The following is an 18,959-nucleotide window of genomic DNA, read 5'->3' as shown; positions in this document are numbered from 1 at the left end:
CGCGCCACCCGCGCGCCCGAGATCGACCCGCCTACCGGACGCCTCGTGCCGCCGTCACCGTCTCGGGCCGTCGGCGTCTCACCAGTCCGTGCACTCCGCACAGCACCACCCCCGTTCGGTCCGCCAGCGCGTTTTTGCGTCCGAACCGCACGCCTCGCACGCGTCTCCGCCGGGTGCCACTCGGCAGACGACGCCGACGTCTGTTTCGCTCACACCGCCCCGTAGGGGAAGCGGGCGGATAATCCCTCACCCCGAGACGCGCCCGCGATCGCCCGCTCGTCCCCGCGTCGCTCTCGGCGGAGAGAACCACCAGGAGCTAAGAGGCCGGCCGACGTCGCTTCGGGCATGGCAAGCCCCATCGTCTTCGCCGACATTCTCCTCGGCGCGTTCGGCATCATCCCCGCGCTCCTCGTCGTGTGTAGCGTCGCGCTCTTCGCCGTCATCGGCGTCGTCTCCGTCTACCTCGGCGGCGGCGCGCTCGCTGACCTCGTGGGTGGCGCGGACACCGGCTTCGTCGACGGCCAGCCCCGCTAACGGGACTCGCGTCGGCCCACCGTCGTCGGCCTACTGTTCGTAGTGCCACTCGCGGAGCGCCTGCCGGACGAAGTCGCCCTCGACGCCCCGATAGAGGTTCTCGCTCCCCTCGTGGTCGCCGAACGTCCAGTCGCGGACGACGACGGCGGGCGTCCCGTCGTCGCCCTCGCCGGAGACGAGGTTCGCCGTCGCGGCGAGTTCGTCGACGACCGACTCGACCGTGACCTCGAGCTCGTGACCGTCGCGGTCGGTCTCACCGCGCCAGTCGCGCGACGCCGGCATCCCCGCCCACCCGATCGCCACGCCCGTTTGCCCGTGGCGGAACGGCCGCCCCGAGGTGTCCGTGACGACGACCGACGCGTCCACGGAGAGGCGCTCGCGGATGCGCCGCGCCGACTCGCTCGGTCGCTTCGGAAGGAGGAGGAGTTCGGCCCCGCCCGTGTTCGAGCGGTCGATCCCGGCGTTCACGCCGACGTGCCCGAACCGGGTCTCCGTGAGGAGGAACGGCTCGTCCATCACGAGGTCGGTCGACTCCTCCAGGACGGCCTGAGCGAAGCGCGGGTCGCGCTCCTCGCCGGTCTGCTCCTCGAAGCGCGCCGCGATCTCGCGTGCGCGCGGCCCCGCCGGGTAGTCCGCGAGGGTGGCCGTCCGCCCCTCGACCTTCGAGACGATCGTGCTCGCCACGCAGATCACGTCGTCCCCGCGGAGGTCGCACGCGGCCTCGATCGCGGTCGCGATGTCGTCGCCCGTCTCGAACTCGGGGAGCCCCGGAACTGCGAACGCTTCCATACTCGCACTTCCGCCGGCGCCGCTAAAGGACCGCCGATCCCGCGACCCCCGACGTGACGCGGCCCCTGAACCTAACCGCGCGCCGCCCCGAGCGTCGGCATGGAGGAGACACACGTCGTCACCGTCTTCCTACGCAACGGCACCGACGTCCTGCTCTTCCGGCGGAGCGAGGACGTCGGCTCCTACGCGGGCCGGTGGGGCGCCGTCGCCGGACACGCCGAGGACCACCCGGCCGCGCAGGCGCGCGTCGAGATCCGCGAGGAGACGGGGATCGACCCTGAGGCCGACGCGACGCTCGTCCGCGCGGACGAGCCGTTCGCCGTCACCGACGACGAGCGCGGAACCCGGTGGATCGTCCACCCGTTCCTCTTCGACTGCGACACGCGCGACGTGACGCCGAACTACGAGACCGCGGGCTACGAGTGGGTCCCGCCGACGGCCATCCGCGAGCGCGAGACGGTCCCCGACCTCTGGACCTCGTACGACCGCGTCCGGCCGTCGGTCGAGAGCGTGCGCGACGACGGGACGCACGGTTCCGCTTACCTCTCCGTTCGGGCCTGCGAGGTCCTGCGGGACGACGCCGCGAGCGGAGCCGACTACGACGCCCTGCTCGGGACGGCGCGCGAGCTGTTGACCGCACGCGAGGGCATGGCCGCCGTCGTCAACCGCGTGAACCGCGTCGTCGCGGACGCCGCCGATGCCGACGCCGACGCGGTCCTGGCGAGCGCGAGCGCGGTGATCGACGCGGCACTCGCCGCCGACCGCGACGCCGCCGCGACCGCCGCGGCCGAACTCGCCGACGCCTCGCTCCTGACGCTCTCGCGCTCCCGGACGGTCCGCGACGCCATCGTCGGCGCCGATCCGGACCGCGTCGTCGTCGCGGAGTCGCGGACCGGCCGCGAGGGCGTCGTCACCGCCGAACGCCTCGGCGATGCGGGCCTCGACGTGACGCTCACGACGGACGCCGCGGTCGCGTCGCTCGTCGCGGCCGTCGACGCGGTGCTCGTCGGTGCGGACACCGTGTTACGGGACGGGAGCGTCGTGAACAAGGTCGGGACGCGCGCCGCGGCGCTCGCCGCCGCCGCCGTGGACGTCCCCGTCTACGCGGTCTGCGCGACCGACAAGGTCGCCCCCGAGACGGACCCCGACGACCCCGACTTAGAGGCCGCCTCGCCGACGGAGCTCTACGACGGCGACGCACCCCTCGACGTCGTGAACCCCCTGTTCGACGTCACGCCCGCGTCGCTCGTGACGCGCGTCGTCACGGAAGACGGCGTCCTCGATCCCGCGGACGTCGAGGCCGTCGCCGCAGACCTCTCGGCCCTCCGCGCATGGCAGTAGGCGGCGCGGGCTCCGATGGACACGACGGACGCCGTGCCCGGGTGGATCGTCCGTCGGATTTCGCGTTTCCCACCCGGGCCGCGCGGTAGCGCACACCGCCACCTCCGTCCGCCATCGCGGATGAACGCGCTCCCGGTCCGATCGCGGACCCCGCGCCTCGAAAGGCGTTTAGACGCGCGGGCCCACGGTCCGCGTGGGCGACGGTGACGAGGAGTTACCCCCTCCGAGCCCCTTGTGACGAGGCCTTTCTCCCGAGTCGCCCCCTTCCGCAAGATTGAACCCGGATTTCTCGGTAGACACTCCCATGGATGTCTCCCGTCTCGGCGTTCACGACTCCGTCCGGGCGGTCTGTCCGCCCGCGGTACTCGCCGAACGCCTCCGAGACGTCGACGCGGACGTATCGGTGGTCGACGACGACGTCACGGGCGTCGACGCCGTCGTCACGTTCGGTCACGTGGACGCGTTCGTCGGCCTCGACTGGGTGCACTGTATCCGCGCGGGCTACGACGACTTCCCCCTCGACGCGTACCGCGACGCCGGCACAGTGGTGACGAACTCGACCGGCATCCACGGGACGTCGGTCGGCGAGACGGCGCTCGGACTGATGCTCTCGCTCGCCCGCCGCCTCCACGAGTACCGCGACGCCCAGACGGAGAGATCGTGGACGACGCCGGCGTGGGACACCCCGTTCACGCTCCGGGACGAGCGACTCACCGTCGTCGGCCTCGGCACGCTCGGTCGGGGGATCGCCACGCGCGCGGACGCCATCGGGATGCGCGTCGACGGCGTGCGCCGCACCCCGACGCGAACGCCGCACACGCGCACCGTCTACACGCCCGATCGACTCCACGAGGCCATTTCGGACGCCCGCTTCGTCGCGGTCGCCGTCCCGCTCACCGATGCGACGCGCGGCCTGATCGACGCCGACGTCCTCGCCGCGATGCGCGACGACGCCTACCTCGTGAACGTCGCTCGCGGCGCGGTCGTCGACGAGGACGCGCTGATCGCGGCGCTGGACGCCGACGCCCTCGCTGGCGCGGCGCTCGACGTCTTCGAGACCGAACCCCTCCCCGAGTCGTCGCCGCTCTGGGACCTCGACGACGTGCTCGTCACGCCTCACGCCGCGCCGCTCGACCGGGCGTACCCCGAAGCCGTCGCCCGGATCGTCCGGACGACCCTCCGCCGCGACGACGGCGCGGACGTCGTCAATCGCGTCGCCTGACGTGTCGCTCCCCTGGCCGCTCACCGCCGCGCTCGTCGTCGCGGCGTTCGCGCTCCTCTTCGCCCGCCGGGAACCCGGCGGCGAGGTTCTCCGCGACGTCGATTGGACGCTGCTCGTCCTCTTCGTGGGGATGTTCGTCCTCGTCGCCGGCCTCCGGACGACGCCGATCGTCCCCGCGCTCGAAGCGCACGTCATCGACGGCCTCTCGCTCGGCGCGGCGGCGTTCGCGCTCTCGAACCTCGTGAGCAACGTCCCCGCCGTCCTCGTGCTCTCCGCCGGCGTTTCCACCCACGAGGGGTGGCTCGTCCTCTCCGCCGTGGCGACGCTCGCCGGCAACGCCACGCCCGTCGCGTTCGCCGCGTCGCTCATCGTCCTCGAAGGCGCGGCCCGCCGCGGCGTCGATTTCCCCGTTCGGTGTCTCGTCGCCGTCGGCCTCCCGGTCAGCGTCGTCACCTCCGCGCTCGCCGTCGCGCTCCTCGTCTGGGTCTGACGCCGAAACCACCCGACGGAACGCTTTTGTTGTCTCGACTAGCACGGTTCTTCTGTATGCGAACACGGGGCACGGTAACGGATCTGCGCGAGCGCGTCGGCGACGACCTCCGATCGGTCGTCGTCTACACCGAGTCGGATTACGAGATCCGCTACCTCCGCGACGACGTCGCCGCCGACTACGACGAGGAGGGCATCGAGCGCGGCGTCGAGGAGATGCGGTTCAAGTCGTTCGAGGCCGCCTACGTCGACGACGTCTTCCGCGAACACCACGGCGAACTCCGCTGTAACGTCACGTACTTCGCGGATGCCGTCGAGTTACATTTTCCCGTCTCGGAGACGACCGGCGTCTCGATCGCTGTCGACGCCGACTACTTCGCCCAGCAGGACTCGTTCATCGAGTTCGTCGCCGACCGACTCGACGACGTCGTGTAGCGTCGCGCAGTAGATTCGGCGCGCTCGCCCGCTCCCCGACTCCCGAAACGCGGTGACGCGAAGCCTCGGGGTGGTGTAGCGGTGGCCGTCGCGGAGCGGTGACCGCACCGTCGCTGCGATCCGCGCGCCGAAGGCGCGCGGGACTTTTTCGCCGAGCTTTCCGGACCGAGCGGTCGCCCGTGGCGACCCGAGGTCGAAAAAGGTCGCTTAGAAGAACTTCTTGAGGTCGTCGCGTTTCGCGGCTTCGAGGTGGACGCGGATCGCCTCGTCGAGCGCGTCGATGTCGCCCTTCTTGGCGGTGACGGGCGCGATGGTGTCGCGCCACTGCTCCCACGGCGGCACGAGACCGAAGCGGTCCGCGATGTCGTTCAGACGCTCGTCCCGGTCGTCGACCTTGTCCATCTTGTTCACGGCGAGGACGGGCGGGATGCCGAGCTCTCGGAGGAAGCCGTAGAGCTCGACGGCGTGCGGGATCTCCTCCTCGGTGGTGTGACGATCGATGATGTCGACGGCGGCCTTCCCGTCGAGGACGATCACGCCGGCGAGGATCGCGTCGGCGTGCTCCTCCACGTAGCGGACGATGTCGGTCTTGATCGACTCCTGTCTGTCCTCCTCGACGCCGGACATGAATCCGAAGCCGGGGAGGTCGGTGACGACGAACGATTCGGGGGCCCAGTCGTAGTGGTTCGGCTGGCGCGTGACGCCGGGCTTCCCGCCGGTGGTGAAGTCGTGGCCGGTGATCTCGCGCATCAGCGTGGACTTCCCGACGTTCGACCGGCCGAGGAGGACGATCTCCGCGTCTCGTTCCGGTCGGCTCTCGAACATGGGTGACGTAGCCGCGCGGCGCGGTTGTGTCTTTCGTCGCGTGGGACAAACCGCCGTTTCACCCTCCGACGTGTTGACGTTCGCTGCGCTCCTTCGGGAGGGTATGCGTCGCAACGCAACGTTCGTACTGCTCGCATTGCTCACCGTCGTCGGCGTCGGTATCGCCGGCGTCGCCGCAGCCGGGACGGGCGGTGGGACCGCCCCCGCCCCCGCTCAGACGGCGTCGCCGGCCGATCAGACGTCGAACGCGACGACGATCGACGTCTCCGCTTCCGGATCGGCGTCCGCCGACCCCGATCAGGCGGTCGTCTCCGTCGCGGTCACCGCGCACGCTGACTCGGCCGACGACGCGCGCGCCGCCGTCGCGCGCAACACGTCCTCCCTCCGCGAGGCGCTCGCCGACGCGGGCGTGGCGAGCGACGACATCGAGACGACCGCCTACCGCGTCCGGGAGCGCACGGTGAACAACGAGGACGGCACGACGACGACGGACGGCTACGAGGCCGTTCACGCCTTCGCGGTCACCGTGCAGGACCCCGATCGGGCGGGTGACGTGCTCGACGCCGCGGTGGCGGGCGGTGCGAACCGCGTCGACGGCGTTCGCTTCACGCTCTCCTCGGAGACGCGCGCGGACCTCCGGAGTGAGGCCATCCACGCCGCGATGGACGACGCGCGCTCGCAGGCCGACGCGGCCGCCGACGCCGCCGGTCTGTCCGTGACGGGTCTGAAGACCGTCTCCGTCGGTGGCGGCTACGGCCCCGTCGCGTACGAGACCGCGACGAGCGGCGGCGCGAGCGCCGATCGCACGGTCATCGACGACGCGCCGGTCTCGGTCTCCGTCTCGGTACAGACGACCTACACCGCGGCGTAACGGTTCCCACACGCTTTTCTTCGGCCCGGGTGCACGTCAGAGCGTGCGTCTGGTCCAAGTCGTCGTCCCCGCCGGTAAGCGAGAGACCATTCTCGCGGAGCTAGAGGAGCGCGGGATCGACTACGTCGTCACGGACGAGACCGGGAGCCAGGGGTACACCGGCGTCGTCTACTTTCCCCTCCCGACGCAGGCCGTCGAGGACGTCCTCGACGCGCTCCGGGAGGCCGGCCTCGAACGCGACGCGTACACCGTCGTCGTGGACGCCGAGACCGTCGTCTCGACGAAGTTCGAGGAGCTGCAGGAGCGCTACGAGGCGGACGAGTCCGAGGATCGCATCGCCCGCGAGGAGATCACGGCGAAGGCGACCGACCTCGCACCGAAACTCGGTCCGTTCCTCGTGATGACGGTCGTCTCGGCCGTCGTCGCGGCCGCGGGCCTCCTCCTCGACTCCCCGGCGGTCGTCGTCGGCTCGATGGTCATCGCGCCGCTGATCGGGCCGGCGATGGCGACGAGCGTCGGCACGGTGATCGACGACCGCGAGATGTTCCTCCGCGGCGTCAAACTCCAGGCGATCGGGTTCGGCGCCGCCGTCGCCGCCGCCGCCGGGTTCGCGTTCCTCGCGCGGACCGTCCACCTCGTTCCGCCGCTCTCCCCCGCGGAACTGCTCTCGATCGGACAGATCCGCGAGCGGCTCACCCCCGACTTCCTCTCGCTCGCCGTCGCGCTCGCCGCCGGGGTCGCCGGCGCGTTCAGCCTCTCGTCGGGCGTCTCGACGGCGCTCGTCGGCGTCATGATCGCCGCCGCCCTCGTCCCGCCGACCGCCGTCATCGGCATCGGCCTCGCGTGGGGGCTGCCGACGACCGTCGTCGGCTCGACGGTCCTCGTGCTCGTCAACTTCCTCTCGATCAACCTCGCGGCGCTCGCCGTCCTCTGGTACCAGGGCTACCGGCCCGAACACTGGTTCCGCCTCAGCGAGGCGCGCAGCGCCACGCTCAAGCGCATCGCCGTGCTCGCCGTCGCGATCGCCGTCCTCTCGGTGTTCCTCGGTGGCGTCACCTACTCCTCCTACCAGCACGGGCAGTTCGAGGAGACGACGCGGATGGAGGTACAGGACACCTTCGAGAGCGGCGAGTACGCCGCCCTCTCGCTCGTCGACGTCGAAGTGACGTACGCCCGGACGCCGTCGCCGATCTCCCCGCCGGATCGGGTGGTGCTCACCGTCGGCCGGCCGGACGGGACGACGTATCCCGACCTCGCCGAGACGCTTAAGCGGGAGATCAACGCGGCGACGGGGTACGACGTCGCCGTGCAGGTCCGCTTCGTGGAGATACAGACCGCCGGGGGCGACGTCACGCCCGCGACGGACGCGACCGCCGCTCTCGTCCGACCGACGCGGGGGCCGACCGCCGCCGGCTAAGCGCCGCCCTCAGTCCCGCGTCGGGAGTTCGAGCTCGTAGCCCGTCGCATCGATCGCCGCGGTGAGGACGTCCTCGACGCCCTCGTCGGTCTCGACGCTCATGTAGGCGTCCGCCTCGACGTCCGTCGAGAGGTCGCTCTTGTTGCAGACCGTGACGAAGCCGATCTCGCCCTCCGTCCCCTCGACGAACGTCTCGTACACGTCCGCGCGCAGGGCGAGCTGGTCGTCGAGCGGGTAGCCACAGGTCCCGGAGGCGTCCACGACGAAGAGCACGGCGTCCGCGAGGTGCGTCAGCGCCGAGACGGCCTGCGCTTCGATGTCGTTGCGCTCGTCGGCGGGCCGGTCGAGGAGCCCCGGCGTGTCGACGAGCTGATAGCGGATGCGCTCGCGCTCCACGTGGCCGACGCGCACTCCCTTCGTCGTGAAGGGGTATTGGGCGGTCTCGTTGCGCGCGCTCGTCACCGCGTTCACGAACGAGGACTTCCCGACGTTCGGGTAGCCGGCGACGACGATCGCGGGCTCGTCCGGCCGGATGTCCGGGAAGGTCTTGAGGTCGTCCCGGGCCTCGTTGAGGAACTGGAGGTCGTCCTCGATCTCGCGGAGGACGGACCCCATCCGCGCGAACGCCTGCTTGCGGAGCTTCTTCGCCGCGTCCGCGTCCTCGCGCGGGAGTCGACCGATGTACTCCCGACCGAGCGACTTCGTCTTCCGCGACGCCCACGTCACCTCGGAGAGGTGCGTGCGCGCCGCGTCCACGCCGACGACGGCGTCCGCGAGCTCGCGGTAGAACGGGTCCACCTCGTCGAAGTCCGGCCACGCCGTCACGACGTTCTGGAGGTTGTCGCTCAAAACGTTCGACGCCGTCTGCAACATCGACTCCTGCGCCTCGACGCCCGACTTCGCCCGGCCCGCCCGCGCCGCTCGCGAGAACGCCTTGTCGAGCAGCTCCTCCGACGTGGGCGTCGTCGGAAGGTCCTCGAAGATCATAGTCGCCATAGTTCGGCGAGCCGTAAAAACGCACGTATCGCCGCCTCAGGGCGTCACCGAGACGCACGGCGCGCCGCCGTCGTCCGACGCTCGCCTATCCCTGTCGCTCGCGGAGGACGTCGAGCAGCTCCTCGACGTCCACGTCGTGCATCGAGAGCGCGACGAGCAGGTGGTAGACGAGGTCCGCGCCCTCTTCGGCCATCTCCGCACCGTCGTCGTCCTTCGCCGCGAGGACGAACTCCGTTGACTCCTCGCCGACCTTCTCCAACACCCGGTTCTCGCCCTTCTCGTGGGTGAACAGCGACGCCGTGTAGGAGTCCTCGGGGAGCGTCTCCTTGCGTGCCTCGATGACGTCGAAGAGGTCTTCGAGCACCTCCCCCTCTCCGTCACGTTCGCCCCCGTCGCCGTCATCGCGCTCGTCGCTCATTCCGCCGCCACCTCCCGGATGTCCCGGAGGTCGTCGAACGCCGCCCGCTCGCGGCGCCCGGCCTCGAACACGCCGGCGTCGACGCCGATCGGGGCATCGGTCCGCGCCGCGAGCGCGAGCGCGTCGCTCGGACGCGCGTCCACCGTCGTCTCCCCTCGCGGCGTCCGCAGATTGACGTCCGCGTAGTACGTCCCGTGCGACTCCGCGCGGATCTCGACGTCGAGCAGCCGACCGCCGAGCTCCTCGATCACGTCGAGGAGCAGGTCGTGCGTGAGCGGTCGGCCGACGTCCGCGGCGTCGAGGCCGTGTGCGATGCTCATCGCTTCCTCCACCGCGATGAAGATCGGGAGGACGTCCGCCTCCTCCGCCACGCCTATGAGCACGACGGGCGCCGGACCGTCCGACGTCCCCGCGACCTTCACGCCCGCGATGGTCGCCTCCAGGCGATCGTCTCCCGCCCCCGACCCCGGATCGGCGTCGGCGCTCACGGCGTCGCCTCCGCGTTCTCGAAGAAGGCCAGGTCGTGGATGCGCGCGTCCGCGGTCAGCTCCGGGTGGAACGACGTCCCGACGACCGGGCCGTCGCGGACCGCCACCGGCTGCCCGTCCCACGACGCCAGCACGTCCACGTCGTCACCGACGTCGTCGATGAGCGGCGCACGGATGAACACCGCGGGGAACGGGTCGTCCAGGCCCGCGACGTCGAGCGGCGCCTCGAAGCTGTCCACCTGCCGACCGAACGCGTTCCGGTCGACCGTCGCGTCCACGAGCCCGAGCGTCTCCACGCGCTCGTCGCGCGCGTCACGCGAGGCGACGATCAGGCCCGCGCAGGTCGCCAGCACGGGCTTCGCCGCCTCGACGTGTGCGACGATCTCCTCGCCGATGCCCTCGCGTTCGAGGAGGCGCGAGATGGCCGTCGATTCGCCGCCCGGGAGGAGTAACAGATCGCAATCGGGCACGACGCCCGCGCTCCGCACCTCGTGGACGACGGCGTCCTCGCCGTGGTTCGCCACCGCTCGGCGGACGGCGTCGCCGTGTTCGGAGACGTCGCCCTGGACGGCGACGACACCGACTTCGAGTGTCATACCGCTACTTGGACCGCGGAGTGAAAAAGGCTCCCGGCTCAGACCGTGAGCGCGTTCAGCATGACGACGAGGACGCCGAAGAGGGCGCCGAACGCCATCACGCTCTTCGGGTTGATTCGAATCGCGTTCCGCCCCTCGGAGTCGAAGTACCGGACGAGCCCGGCGCTCGACATCAGGCCGCCGGAGTTCTGGCCACTGCTCATACACCCCACTCCGGCGTCCACCACCCTAACCCTTGCGGACGCGTTTCCCCCTACCGGCGCGCGCGTCGCTACGCACGGCCGCTACCCGCCGTCCACGGTGACGGCTCCGGGTAACGGCAATCGCCGTTCCGTGAGTAATCCTTATCGGCGTGGCCCGGCCTAGTTCGACACAGAACGATGACTGTCACCCTGAAGGACTTCTACGCCGACTGGTGTGGTCCGTGCAAGACCCAGGACCCGATCCTCGAAGAACTCGAAGAGGAGTGGGGCGACCGCGTCACCTTCGAGAAGGTCGACGTCGACGAGAATCAGGACGTCGCCAACGAGTATCAGGTGCGTTCGATCCCCACTATCGTCGTCGAGAACGACGACGGCGTCGTCGAGCGTTTCGTCGGCGTCACGCAGTCCGAGAAGCTCGAAGACGCCTTCGAGGAAGCCGGCGCGTAGACGCGACCCCGACGATCTCACGGATCCCGATCCCGACCGTCCCGTTTCTCTCGACGCCGCGCCGCACAGCGGCGGCTACAGGTAGCGGACGCCGACGTCGTGCATCCCGTCGTTGTTCATGGCGATGTTGATGACGAGCGGGGTGACGGATTCGACCTCGGCGGCGTTGGCAGCGGGTCCGGCGTCGAGGACGCGGAGTCCTTCGATCTCCGCCCCGAGGTCGGCGACGAGGTCGCGGGCGTCCTCGTCGTCGCCGACGACGAGCGTGTCGAGGTCGAACTCGACGTCGAGGTTGGCGAGACGGTCGGCGGCGAGGTTGTGGAACGCGCCGACGACGCGGACGTCCTCGGGAGCGCGGCGCTGGACGAGCTCGGTGATACTGCCGACGCCCGGCGGGTTGTAGTGCATGCCGTCGTCGTCGCGGCTCATCCCGACCGCGGGACTGACGAGGATCGTGTCCTCGTCGACGACGTCCGCGACGCCCTCGACGACGTCGCCGACGTGGTAGGCGGGGACGGCGAGGACGACGATGTCGGCTCGGTCGGCCGCCATCTCGTTGTCGAAGCCCTTGACAGCGCGGTCGAGCCCGCGGCTGTCGAGTTCGGTCTCGTACTCCTCGGCTTTCGCGCGCGCCTTCTCGGGGTCGCGCGAGCCGATGAGGACCTCGTGGTCGGTGTCGTAGGCCCAGCGGAGCGCGAGGCCTTCGCCGATGTCTCCCGTGCCGCCGAGTAGCGCGATACGCATACCCGACGGTTGACGGCCGCGCGAATAAGGGTTCTGCGTTGCGTGAGCGTTGCCTCAGTCGATGACGCGGTCGTAGCCGCCCGCGACGAGCAGGCCGCCCGCGAGGAGGCCGCAGAAGACCGCCACGCAGTCGAGCAGCAGGTGTGCGGGGTCCCCGGCCGTCGGCACGAGGAACGCGACGAGGCGACCGAGGGCGAACGTGGTGACGAACGCCCCGCCGAGGCCCGCGAGGCAGCGTCGCCGGACGTCGCCGCGGTCGGCCGCCTCCTCGCGGAGCAGGTGGACGGCCGGGACGGTGAATAGGGTCGCACCGAGACCGTAGAGGACGAACAACGGCGGCGCGGTGAGGAGCGCGGCGGCGAGGAGGAACGAGACGACGAGGCCGCCGGTGACGGTGCCGCGCGGGCGCGCCATCCTATCCCTCCAGGAGGTCGGGGAGGTCGTTCACGGAGTCGACGACGATCGAGGCGCCCGCCTCCTCGTACTTCCGACGTCCCTCCTCGCCGGTGAGGCCGCCGGTGAGGACGCCGACGCCGTAGTACGTGCGCTCCGGGTCCGCCTCGGCCGCGTTCGTCGCGGTCTCGACGTCGTCGAGGGTGTCACCGGCGAACGCGACCGATTCCGCGCCGCAGCGTTCGGCTAGGGCGACGAGCGCGCGCGGGTGCGGTTTCCCCTCCTCCCAGTCGTCCATCGTGAAGCGCCGCTCCGCGGGCACGTCGAGGCCGGCGCGCGCTAACGCGATTTCGGCCTCCGCCTCCGGCCGGCCGGTCAGCACGCAGACGCAGTACTCCCCGGTGAGACGGTCGATCGTCTCCGGCGTGACGATGACGGGCTCGTCCGCGATGAACCCTGACGCGTCGACGGGCGGCGTCCCGCCCTCGATCTCGGCGTAGCGCTCGCTCCCGAGGTAGAGCGCTTGGAAGACCGCCCGGAGTTCCGCCGGGTCCCACGCGTCGTAGACGCGCTCGCGCGCGTCGCCGTCGAGCGCGCTCTCGACGACGGCTTCCGCGGCGTCGAGGCCGCCGCCGCGTTTCGCGATCTCGTCCGTGTACGCCCCGACGTCCATCGCCAACCCCTCGCGCGAGGCGAGTACGTAGAGCGCGGCGGCGTCGCTGAGCGTCCAGTCGTTGTTGAAGCCGCCGGCGTCCTTGAAGGCCTGTACGTCGGCCTTCGCGATCGTATCGCCGTGGACGCGCTCGACGGACTCCACGATGGCGCGCCGGTAGGAGTCCGCGACGTCCACGAGCACCCCGTCGACGTCGAGCACGACGGTGTCGACCTGCATGGCTCGTTCTCCGTCGCGGCCCGGCAAAGGGGTTTCTACCTCGGCCGCGCCACGTACAGCGTCTCCGGGCCGATCGTCCGCCGCTCGACGGGGACGGCGGGCTGATCGCCGCCGAGTGTCGTGAACCCACAGCGCGCTCCGGCCGTCCGCGCGACTTCCGCGAGCGGCCGGTGGAGCTCCGGTGGACAGTTCAGTGCGTAGACGCCATCGGCGTCGGCGTAGACGCCCCGGTCCGGCGCCGTGACGTCGTCGCGGACGAAGCGCACGCCCCCGGGCGTCTCGCGCTCGTGCACGTCCGTGGCGCGGACGCGACAGCCCCGCTCGGCGAGCGCCGCCGCGACGGCCGTGCTGTGTCCGACCCCGACCTCGACGAACCGAGCGCGGTCGCGTCCGACGAGATCGACGAGTCCGTCCGCGAGCGCGTCCGCGTGTGTCGATTCCACGGCGGGATGTTTATGCGTCGAGGCGGCATAGCCCTTCGTATGCGCGTCGATATCGTCCCCATCGGCGACGTCCCCGCGACGGTGAAACGCGAGGCGTCGTCGGGTCTCCGCCGTGTCTACGACTGCGAGGTCTCCGTCGCGGCGGCGCAGGACGTCCCGGAGGACGCCTACGATTCGGGACGTCGACAGTACCGGGCGGAGCCCTTCATCGAGGTCGCACGCCGCGCCGGCGGCGGCGGGAAGAACGTCGCCGTCACGCCCGTCGACCTCTTCTACCGACAGCGGAACTACGTCTTCGGCCTCGCCTATCTCGACGGCCGGGGCTGCGTCGTCTCCACACACCGCCTCCAGACCTCCTCGGACGGCGGCTTCAGCCAGCGCTCCGCGAGCGACATCTTCGCCGACCGGGTCCGCAAGGAGGTCGTCCACGAAATCGGCCACACGCTCGGCCTCGAACACTGCGACAACAACCGCTGCGCGATGAGCTTCTCCCCGCAGGTCACCCAAGTCGACCGGAAAGAAGAGACGCTCTGCGGGAGCTGTCAGCGACTCGTCCTCTGATCGGCTCCCCTCTCCCGACCCCTCCGTTCATCCCCGAAGACGCCTCTACCCGGCAGCGTGCCCTGATCGATCCGCACCGGCGCGCCCCGCGACACCCGGCGACGCGCGCGCCGTCGTCCCCTCGTCGCCGTGTCCGCTCACCCCACCGGGAAGCGCAATAGCGCCCCGACGCCGTTGACTCTCTCGACGAGCCGGTCGCGCCCCGAAACGCGGGATCACGGCGACGTCGCCGCCTTCGTCCTCGACGCGCTCCGCGTCCGCCTCGCGTTCGCTCACCGCCACCGTCTCCGCGACCAGCAAGGCGCTCGACGAACGCCTCCGAGGCCCTCGGGCTTGGGCGTGGACGGCGGTCACGTCTCCGTGCATCTCCTTCGCGCTCGGGTCGCCCGTCGGCGATGGCCCCTCGCAGAAACTCCCGCCGAGACGGCGCCCCGCTGCGCTCGGCGTCGGTCGAGGTCGCTTACTGCGTATAGTAGTACTCGCCGTCGCGCTTCTGCTGTTTGTCCTTTTGACTGTCGGGTTTGTTGATGCGCGGGCGTCCCACGTTCTCGTCCCGACGGAACGTGATGTCGAGGTTGGCGAGGAACTCGTTCATGCCGTCGTGCATTCCGAGCGGCGTGCTCGCATGGCCGTGCGCGGCGGGTTCGCCGTCGAAGACGAGCAGGCGATCGGAGAGCAGGTCGATCGTGTAGATGTCGTGGTCGATGACCATGACGCTCGTCTCGTGGTTCTCCGCGTAGCGCCGGATGGCGCGCGCCGCGAGGACGCGCTGTTCGACGTCGAGGTGCGCGCTCGGCTCGTCGAGGAGGTAGAGGTCCGCGTCGCGCGAGAGCGTCGCGGCGATGGCGACGCGCTGGCGCTCCCCACCGGAGAGGTCCGTGAGGTTCTGCTCCATGATGCGGCCGAGCTGGAGCGGGTCCGCGATCTCCGTCTCCCAGTACGAGGAGCCGAAGTCGTCCGTGATCGAGGAGAGGAAGGCGTCGACGCGCATGTGCTGGTCGACCTCGACGTACTGGGGCTTGTACGCGATGTCCAGATCCAGATCGAGGTCGCCACCGTCGGGTGTGAGACGTCCCGCGAGGAGTTTCGCGAACGTCGATTTCCCGATGCCGTTCGGCCCGACGATCCCCAACACCTCGTTGCGATTGATCTCGCCCGCTTCGACGTCGAGACTGAACGCCCCGTCCCCGTACGTCTTCGACATCGCGGGGTACTCGACGAGCGTCTCCGAACGCGACGCGACGCGCGGGGCGTGCTCCTCGAACTTGATCGTCTCCGGACGGATCCGCATGTTCTCGTTGTCGAGATATCCGCGCAGGTACTCGTTGATGCCGTTGCGGGTCGACTTCGGGGACGTGATGACCCCGTACGCGGAGGGCTCACCGTACGCGACGTGGACGCTGTCCGCCAGCAGGTCGAGGACCGCGAGGTCGTGCTCGACGACGAGCATCGCGCGGTCGTCGTCCGCGAGCTCGCGCACGAGACGCGCCGCGGTGACGCGCTGGTCGATGTCGAGATACGGGGTGAGCTCGTCGAGGAAGTAGAAGTCCGCGTCCCGCGCGAGCGTCGCGGCGAGCGCGACGCGCTGGAGCTCTCCGCCGGAGAGCGTGTCGATCTCGCTGTCCAGGACGGGCTCGATCGAGAGCCGCTCGGCGAGCTCGTCGACGACGCCGCGCTCGTCCGCCGACTCCAGGAGCTCGCGCGTGTTCCCGTCGAAGGAGTTCGGGATCTGGTCGACGTACTGGGGTTTGCGCGCGACGTCGATCTCGCCGTCGCGGACGCCCCGCAGGAAGGGCTGGAGTTCGGTGCCGCTGAACTCGTCGATGACCGCGTCCCACCCCGGCGGCTCGTCGAAGTGTCCGAGGTTCGGTGTGATCTCGCCCGCGAGCGCCTTGATCGCCGTCGACTTCCCGATGCCGTTCGGCCCGAGGATCCCGGTCACCTTCCCCTTCTCCGGGATCGGCAGACCGTAGAGCGCGAAGGAGTTCTCCCCGTAGCGGTGCGTCGGCTCGTCGCCGAGCTCCTGGGGGAGGTTGATGATCTCGATGGCGTCGAAGGGGCACTTCTCGACGCAGATCCCGCAGGTCTCGCCCAGACAGATCTCCTCGGAGATCTGGATCTGGTCGGATCCGCCCACGTCGGCCTCCGGGCCGCGCTGCGTGATGCACTCCTTTCCCGTCCGGTTCGGCGGGCAGAAGTTCGCGCACTCGTAGTTACAGCGGTCGGGCTGACACCGATCGAGGTCGACGACCGCGATGCTGTCCTCGGCCATCGTTACGCGGAGAGGAGGACGCCCCAGGTGACGAACCAGAGGGCGAAGGTCATGAACGCGGTGTAGAGGTGATCCTTCGCGGAGAAGCCCTCGACGTCCACGCCGAGGACGCGGACGATCCCGAGGTTGAGCGCCGCCGCCGCGACCAGGAGGGCGACCCCGAGCCGATCGGTCGCCCCGGACGCGACGACGTGCGCCCCGAGGCCGGCCGCCACGCCGGTGAGACACGCCACCGTCGTCACGGTGACGCCGCGCCGGTGTGCGGCCTGCTTGTCGAGTGTCTCGGTCATACACGCCCTCCGCGGGCGAGGTGCAAAAGGCGTTCGCTTGCCGAAGCCGCGTCCTGTGGCCGTCTGGCGCGTTCACGTCTCCGCGGCACGTCGCGCCGCGCTACTCGCGCCCCACCATGTTCGGCGCTTCCCGTTCACTTCTCCGCGGAACCAGAGTTCCGCGCTACTCACGGGTCGCTCCGCTCCCCGTTCGCGTCGTCGCGGTTCCTCGCTGACGCTCGGAACCGCGCTACTCGCGTGTCGCTATCGCTCCCGCTTGCTGTTCGCGGAACCTCCGGTTCCGCGCTACTCCCGCACGACCGTGACCAGCAGCTCCCGGTCGATGGCGCGCTCCAGCTCCTCCGCGATGGCCGATCCGCGCGAGATCTGGATCTCGCCGCCGCGCCCGACCGTCGCCGTGCAGAGGTATTCACCGTCCGCGCGGACCTCGACGGTCTCGCCCGGGCTCGCTTCCGTGACCGGGATAATGATGTGCTGGCCGGTGATCTCGGGCGTGACGACCTCGCCGCCGACCTCGGCCGCGCTCGCACCGCCGCCGTCGCCCCCGCCGTCACCCGGCGCGCCCGCGTGGTCGGGCTTGTCCTCGAACGTCCGCACGTCGATGGTGACGCCGAGGCGGTTCTCGATGTCCTGGATGCGCCCGCCGCCCTTTCCGATGACGTGGCTGATGTCGTCCTCGGTGACGTAGACGACGGCCTCGTTGCCGCTGCGGAGTTCGACCTCCACGGGCCCGCGCGTCGCCGAGCGGACCTCGCGCTCGATCTCGTTTTTCGCCAGTTTGTCCACGCCGGTCTCGCTCCCCCCGCCCTCGCCGTCGAGCGGCACGGTGACGACCTGGCGGTTGAAGGTGTAGATCTCGTAGGCCGGCGTCCCGGTCTCGAAGTCCGAGACCTGGATGACGGGCCGCGCGAGGTCCTCCTCCATGAGCCCCTCGGGAACCTTGACCTTCGTGGTGACGTCGTAGACGGTGTCGACGTCCCCGTCCTCGATGTAGACGACCGTGTCGACGATCTGCGGGATCATCCCGAGCTCGACGCGGCCGACGAGACGCTGGAGGGCGTCGATGGGACGGGTCGCGTGGACGACGCCGACCATCCCGACGCCCGCGAGGCGCATGTCGCTGAAGACCTCGAAGTCGTCCGTCTTGCGGACCTCGTCGTAGATCGTGTAGTCCGGCCGGACCATCAGGAGCGAGTCCGCGGTCTTCTCCATCGACCCGCCGAGCTCGGTGTACTGCGTGATCTCCTCTTCGACTTGGAGGTCGCGCGGTTTCTCCATCGTCTTCACGACGTAGCCGTTGTCGTCGAGGAACTCGGCGACGGCCTGCGCGAACGTGGATTTCCCCGCGCCCGGCGCGCCGGCGATCAGGACGCCCCGATCGCGCTCCAGGAGGCGCTCCTTGAGGTCTTCCTCGTGCTCGTAGTCCGCCATCGTCGTCTTGACGATGGGACGCACCGCGGTGATCTCGAAGCCGTCCGCGAACGGCGGCGTGGCGATCGCGATCCGCATGTCGCGGACCTGCGCGATCGTCATGCCCTCCTCGGAGAGCTCGATGAAGGCGTCGTCGCTCCGTTTCGCGGTGTCGCGGATCTCGCTCGCGTACTCCTTCAGGGTCTCCGTATCGAGCGGCGTCTCGCCGATCTCCTGGTAGGTGATGTTCCCGACGTCGCCGCGCTTCGCCATCGGAACGACGCCCTCCTTCAGGTGGACGGACATCGTCCCCTCGTCGAAGTAGTGCTCGATGGCGAGCGCTTCGACCTCGCGGGCCTCCGGCTCCAAGTATTCGACCTCGACGCCTTTCGCCTTCGCCACTTCGGCCTGCACGATGTCGCTCGTCACGAACGTCGCGTCGTGCGCGACGGCGAGGTCGCGGATCTTCGCGTCGATGGCACCGGCGGCGGCGCGCTGGATCTCCGCCTCGCTCGCGCGCTCGCCGACGTACTCGACGTCGATCTCGCCTGCGTCGGCGAGCTCGGCCAGTCGCTGGAGCTCCGAGAGGCCGTCCCACCCGATCTCGCGCCCGCTGTTCGCTTGGGCCTCGATCTCGCCGATGACGGCCTCGGGCACGTAGACGGTGGCCCCGGCGTACTCGCCGCTCTCCACGCGTCGGGAGATGCGGCCGTCGATGACCACGCTCGTGTCCGGGACGATCTTCATATGCCCGCGCCTATTCGCCGGTGTCGGATAAGGGTGTCCAAGCATCCGTCTTTAGTTAAGCCTCACACCTCGGTTGTGTAGCGGTAGCGAGCGTCTCTTGTAAGATTGGTCGTCGCTTGTGGATCTTTTGAGCGTC

The 18,959-nt window shown here is 70.1% G+C and carries 24 protein-coding genes; 9 read left to right on the top strand and 15 right to left on the bottom strand.

The window, feature by feature from the left end; all coding sequences use genetic code 11:
• Nucleotides 1-78: 78 nt before the first annotated feature.
• Nucleotides 79-213, bottom strand: coding sequence for a hypothetical protein (locus J2754_RS16475; RefSeq protein ID WP_281063872.1), 135 nt, complete (start codon nt 211-213; stop codon nt 79-81).
• A gap of 132 nt (nt 214-345) precedes the next feature.
• On the opposite strand from J2754_RS16475, the gene J2754_RS11060 reads away from it, so the two are divergent.
• Nucleotides 346-534 (top strand): hypothetical protein, encoded by a 189-nt coding sequence (locus J2754_RS11060; RefSeq protein ID WP_211087473.1) that lies wholly within the window; start codon nt 346-348, stop codon nt 532-534.
• Nucleotides 535-564: 30 nt separating this feature from the next.
• Here the strand turns inward: J2754_RS11060 and J2754_RS11055 are convergent, their stop codons facing one another.
• Nucleotides 565-1,323 carry a coenzyme F420-0:L-glutamate ligase gene (locus J2754_RS11055; RefSeq protein WP_211087472.1) on the bottom strand — a complete coding sequence of 253 codons (759 nt, stop codon included), beginning with the start codon at nt 1,321-1,323 and terminating at the stop codon, nt 565-567.
• A gap of 99 nt (nt 1,324-1,422) precedes the next feature.
• Between J2754_RS11055 and J2754_RS11050 the strand changes: the two genes are divergently transcribed.
• The 4 genes from J2754_RS11050 to J2754_RS11035 all read left to right on the top strand — a co-directional run bounded on the left by J2754_RS11050 (nt 1,423) and on the right by J2754_RS11035 (nt 4,810).
• A complete protein-coding gene (locus J2754_RS11050) occupies nt 1,423-2,664 on the top strand; it encodes an NUDIX domain-containing protein (RefSeq protein WP_211087471.1) in 1,242 nt (413 codons plus the stop codon).
• A 304-nt stretch (nt 2,665-2,968) separates the two neighbouring features.
• Nucleotides 2,969-3,886: a D-2-hydroxyacid dehydrogenase gene (gene ddh, locus J2754_RS11045; protein WP_211087470.1), complete on the top strand. Its 918-nt coding sequence runs from the start codon at nt 2,969-2,971 to the stop codon at nt 3,884-3,886.
• 1 nt (nt 3,887) lies between these two features.
• Entirely contained in the window at nt 3,888-4,376 is a 489-nt protein-coding gene (locus J2754_RS11040) for an SLC13 family permease (RefSeq protein WP_211087469.1), read from the top strand.
• Nucleotides 4,377-4,432: 56 nt separating this feature from the next.
• Nucleotides 4,433-4,810, top strand: coding sequence for a DUF7522 family protein (locus J2754_RS11035; protein ID WP_188876388.1), 378 nt, complete (start codon nt 4,433-4,435; stop codon nt 4,808-4,810).
• A 207-nt stretch (nt 4,811-5,017) separates the two neighbouring features.
• Here J2754_RS11035 and engB read toward each other — a convergent pair whose 3' ends face one another.
• On the bottom strand, nt 5,018-5,635 hold the full coding sequence (gene engB / locus J2754_RS11030) for a GTP-binding protein EngB (RefSeq protein WP_188876390.1): 618 nt from the start codon (nt 5,633-5,635) through the stop codon (nt 5,018-5,020).
• A gap of 103 nt (nt 5,636-5,738) precedes the next feature.
• Between engB and J2754_RS11025 the strand changes: the two genes are divergently transcribed.
• Both J2754_RS11025 and J2754_RS11020 read left to right on the top strand, forming a co-directional pair.
• Nucleotides 5,739-6,506 carry an SIMPL domain-containing protein gene (locus J2754_RS11025; RefSeq protein ID WP_211087468.1) on the top strand — a complete coding sequence of 256 codons (768 nt, stop codon included), beginning with the start codon at nt 5,739-5,741 and terminating at the stop codon, nt 6,504-6,506.
• 43 nt (nt 6,507-6,549) lie between these two features.
• Complete coding sequence (locus J2754_RS11020; RefSeq protein WP_211087467.1) at nt 6,550-7,923, top strand: TIGR00341 family protein; 1,374 nt, start codon at nt 6,550-6,552, stop codon at nt 7,921-7,923.
• A gap of 9 nt (nt 7,924-7,932) precedes the next feature.
• Here J2754_RS11020 and J2754_RS11015 read toward each other — a convergent pair whose 3' ends face one another.
• From J2754_RS11015 to J2754_RS10995, 5 genes are all read right to left on the bottom strand, one after another.
• Nucleotides 7,933-8,910: an NOG1 family protein gene (locus J2754_RS11015; RefSeq protein ID WP_211087466.1), complete on the bottom strand. Its 978-nt coding sequence runs from the start codon at nt 8,908-8,910 to the stop codon at nt 7,933-7,935.
• Between the two features lie 94 nt (nt 8,911-9,004).
• Nucleotides 9,005-9,337 carry a phosphoribosyl-ATP diphosphatase gene (gene hisE / locus J2754_RS11010; RefSeq protein ID WP_211087465.1) on the bottom strand — a complete coding sequence of 111 codons (333 nt, stop codon included), beginning with the start codon at nt 9,335-9,337 and terminating at the stop codon, nt 9,005-9,007.
• A complete protein-coding gene (locus J2754_RS11005; protein ID WP_211087531.1) occupies nt 9,334-9,780 on the bottom strand; it encodes a bifunctional nuclease family protein in 447 nt (148 codons plus the stop codon). Before J2754_RS11005 ends, hisE begins: the two co-directional genes overlap by 4 nt.
• 41 nt (nt 9,781-9,821) lie before the next feature.
• The gene (pdxT, locus tag J2754_RS11000; RefSeq protein WP_211087464.1) at nt 9,822-10,421 is read right to left on the bottom strand and encodes a pyridoxal 5'-phosphate synthase glutaminase subunit PdxT; all 600 of its coding nucleotides are present in this window, start codon (nt 10,419-10,421) and stop codon (nt 9,822-9,824) included.
• A gap of 38 nt (nt 10,422-10,459) precedes the next feature.
• The gene (locus J2754_RS10995; protein WP_188876402.1) at nt 10,460-10,624 is read right to left on the bottom strand and encodes a preprotein translocase subunit Sec61beta; all 165 of its coding nucleotides are present in this window, start codon (nt 10,622-10,624) and stop codon (nt 10,460-10,462) included.
• A 177-nt stretch (nt 10,625-10,801) separates the two neighbouring features.
• Between J2754_RS10995 and trxA the strand changes: the two genes are divergently transcribed.
• The gene (trxA, locus tag J2754_RS10990; RefSeq protein ID WP_188872494.1) at nt 10,802-11,071 is read left to right on the top strand and encodes a thioredoxin; all 270 of its coding nucleotides are present in this window, start codon (nt 10,802-10,804) and stop codon (nt 11,069-11,071) included.
• A 75-nt stretch (nt 11,072-11,146) separates the two neighbouring features.
• On the opposite strand, the gene npdG is transcribed toward trxA, so the two are convergent.
• The 4 genes from npdG to J2754_RS10970 are packed head-to-tail and all read right to left on the bottom strand — an operon-like array spanning nt 11,147 to nt 13,543.
• Complete coding sequence (npdG, locus tag J2754_RS10985) at nt 11,147-11,815, bottom strand: NADPH-dependent F420 reductase (RefSeq protein WP_211087463.1); 669 nt, start codon at nt 11,813-11,815, stop codon at nt 11,147-11,149.
• A 54-nt stretch (nt 11,816-11,869) separates the two neighbouring features.
• Nucleotides 11,870-12,229 (bottom strand): hypothetical protein, encoded by a 360-nt coding sequence (locus J2754_RS10980; protein WP_211087462.1) that lies wholly within the window; start codon nt 12,227-12,229, stop codon nt 11,870-11,872.
• Nucleotide 12,230: 1 nt separating this feature from the next.
• Nucleotides 12,231-13,100, bottom strand: a complete 870-nt coding sequence (locus tag J2754_RS10975; RefSeq protein WP_211087461.1) for a TIGR01548 family HAD-type hydrolase — start codon at nt 13,098-13,100, stop codon at nt 12,231-12,233.
• A gap of 35 nt (nt 13,101-13,135) precedes the next feature.
• Entirely contained in the window at nt 13,136-13,543 is a 408-nt protein-coding gene (locus tag J2754_RS10970; protein WP_188876410.1) for a UPF0146 family protein, read from the bottom strand.
• 39 nt (nt 13,544-13,582) lie between these two features.
• Here J2754_RS10970 and J2754_RS10965 point away from each other — a divergent pair, with 39 nt between their 5' ends.
• Nucleotides 13,583-14,104 carry an archaemetzincin family Zn-dependent metalloprotease gene (locus J2754_RS10965; RefSeq protein WP_188876412.1) on the top strand — a complete coding sequence of 174 codons (522 nt, stop codon included), beginning with the start codon at nt 13,583-13,585 and terminating at the stop codon, nt 14,102-14,104.
• Between the two features lie 460 nt (nt 14,105-14,564).
• Here the strand turns inward: J2754_RS10965 and J2754_RS10960 are convergent, their stop codons facing one another.
• The 3 genes from J2754_RS10960 to J2754_RS10950 form a co-directional block, all read right to left on the bottom strand.
• Complete coding sequence (locus tag J2754_RS10960) at nt 14,565-16,376, bottom strand: ribosome biogenesis/translation initiation ATPase RLI (protein ID WP_211087460.1); 1,812 nt, start codon at nt 16,374-16,376, stop codon at nt 14,565-14,567.
• Nucleotides 16,377-16,378: 2 nt separating this feature from the next.
• Nucleotides 16,379-16,666 carry an EMC6-like membrane protein gene (locus J2754_RS10955; RefSeq protein ID WP_188876416.1) on the bottom strand — a complete coding sequence of 96 codons (288 nt, stop codon included), beginning with the start codon at nt 16,664-16,666 and terminating at the stop codon, nt 16,379-16,381.
• Nucleotides 16,667-16,951: 285 nt separating this feature from the next.
• A complete protein-coding gene (locus tag J2754_RS10950) occupies nt 16,952-18,823 on the bottom strand; it encodes a PINc/VapC family ATPase (RefSeq protein ID WP_211087459.1) in 1,872 nt (623 codons plus the stop codon).
• Nucleotides 18,824-18,959: the final 136 nt, after the last annotated feature.

Origin of the sequence: Halarchaeum nitratireducens (genome assembly GCF_017874695.1) — an archaeon.
Classification (GTDB): domain Archaea; phylum Halobacteriota; class Halobacteria; order Halobacteriales; family Halobacteriaceae; genus Halarchaeum; species Halarchaeum nitratireducens.
Note: the sequence above shows the minus strand (reverse complement) of the source record. Positions and strands in the feature narration are given on the sequence as shown.

What these genes read in the sequence shown, in the direction of transcription:
- hisE (WP_211087465.1), bottom strand. Translation starts at nt 9,337, where the DNA reads ATGAGCGACGAGCGCGATGACGGCGACGGGGGCGAACGTGACGGAGAG.
- J2754_RS11015 (WP_211087466.1), bottom strand. Translation starts at nt 8,910, where the DNA reads ATGATCTTCGAGGACCTTCCGACGACGCCCACGTCGGAGGAGCTGCTC.
- J2754_RS10955 (WP_188876416.1), bottom strand. Translation starts at nt 16,666, where the DNA reads ATGACCGAGACACTCGACAAGCAGGCCGCACACCGGCGCGGCGTCACC.
- J2754_RS10995 (WP_188876402.1), bottom strand. Translation starts at nt 10,624, where the DNA reads ATGAGCAGTGGCCAGAACTCCGGCGGCCTGATGTCGAGCGCCGGGCTC.
- J2754_RS10950 (WP_211087459.1), bottom strand. Translation starts at nt 18,823, where the DNA reads ATGAAGATCGTCCCGGACACGAGCGTGGTCATCGACGGCCGCATCTCC.
- engB (WP_188876390.1), bottom strand. Translation starts at nt 5,635, where the DNA reads ATGTTCGAGAGCCGACCGGAACGAGACGCGGAGATCGTCCTCCTCGGC.
- J2754_RS11025 (WP_211087468.1), top strand. Translation starts at nt 5,739, where the DNA reads ATGCGTCGCAACGCAACGTTCGTACTGCTCGCATTGCTCACCGTCGTC.
- J2754_RS11035 (WP_188876388.1), top strand. Translation starts at nt 4,433, where the DNA reads ATGCGAACACGGGGCACGGTAACGGATCTGCGCGAGCGCGTCGGCGAC.
- J2754_RS11050 (WP_211087471.1), top strand. Translation starts at nt 1,423, where the DNA reads ATGGAGGAGACACACGTCGTCACCGTCTTCCTACGCAACGGCACCGAC.
- J2754_RS11060 (WP_211087473.1), top strand. Translation starts at nt 346, where the DNA reads ATGGCAAGCCCCATCGTCTTCGCCGACATTCTCCTCGGCGCGTTCGGC.
- pdxT (WP_211087464.1), bottom strand. Translation starts at nt 10,421, where the DNA reads ATGACACTCGAAGTCGGTGTCGTCGCCGTCCAGGGCGACGTCTCCGAA.
- J2754_RS10980 (WP_211087462.1), bottom strand. Translation starts at nt 12,229, where the DNA reads ATGGCGCGCCCGCGCGGCACCGTCACCGGCGGCCTCGTCGTCTCGTTC.
- J2754_RS10975 (WP_211087461.1), bottom strand. Translation starts at nt 13,100, where the DNA reads ATGCAGGTCGACACCGTCGTGCTCGACGTCGACGGGGTGCTCGTGGAC.
- ddh (WP_211087470.1), top strand. Translation starts at nt 2,969, where the DNA reads ATGGATGTCTCCCGTCTCGGCGTTCACGACTCCGTCCGGGCGGTCTGT.
- J2754_RS11055 (WP_211087472.1), bottom strand. Translation starts at nt 1,323, where the DNA reads ATGGAAGCGTTCGCAGTTCCGGGGCTCCCCGAGTTCGAGACGGGCGAC.
- trxA (WP_188872494.1), top strand. Translation starts at nt 10,802, where the DNA reads ATGACTGTCACCCTGAAGGACTTCTACGCCGACTGGTGTGGTCCGTGC.
- npdG (WP_211087463.1), bottom strand. Translation starts at nt 11,815, where the DNA reads ATGCGTATCGCGCTACTCGGCGGCACGGGAGACATCGGCGAAGGCCTC.
- J2754_RS10965 (WP_188876412.1), top strand. Translation starts at nt 13,583, where the DNA reads ATGCGCGTCGATATCGTCCCCATCGGCGACGTCCCCGCGACGGTGAAA.
- J2754_RS10960 (WP_211087460.1), bottom strand. Translation starts at nt 16,376, where the DNA reads ATGGCCGAGGACAGCATCGCGGTCGTCGACCTCGATCGGTGTCAGCCC.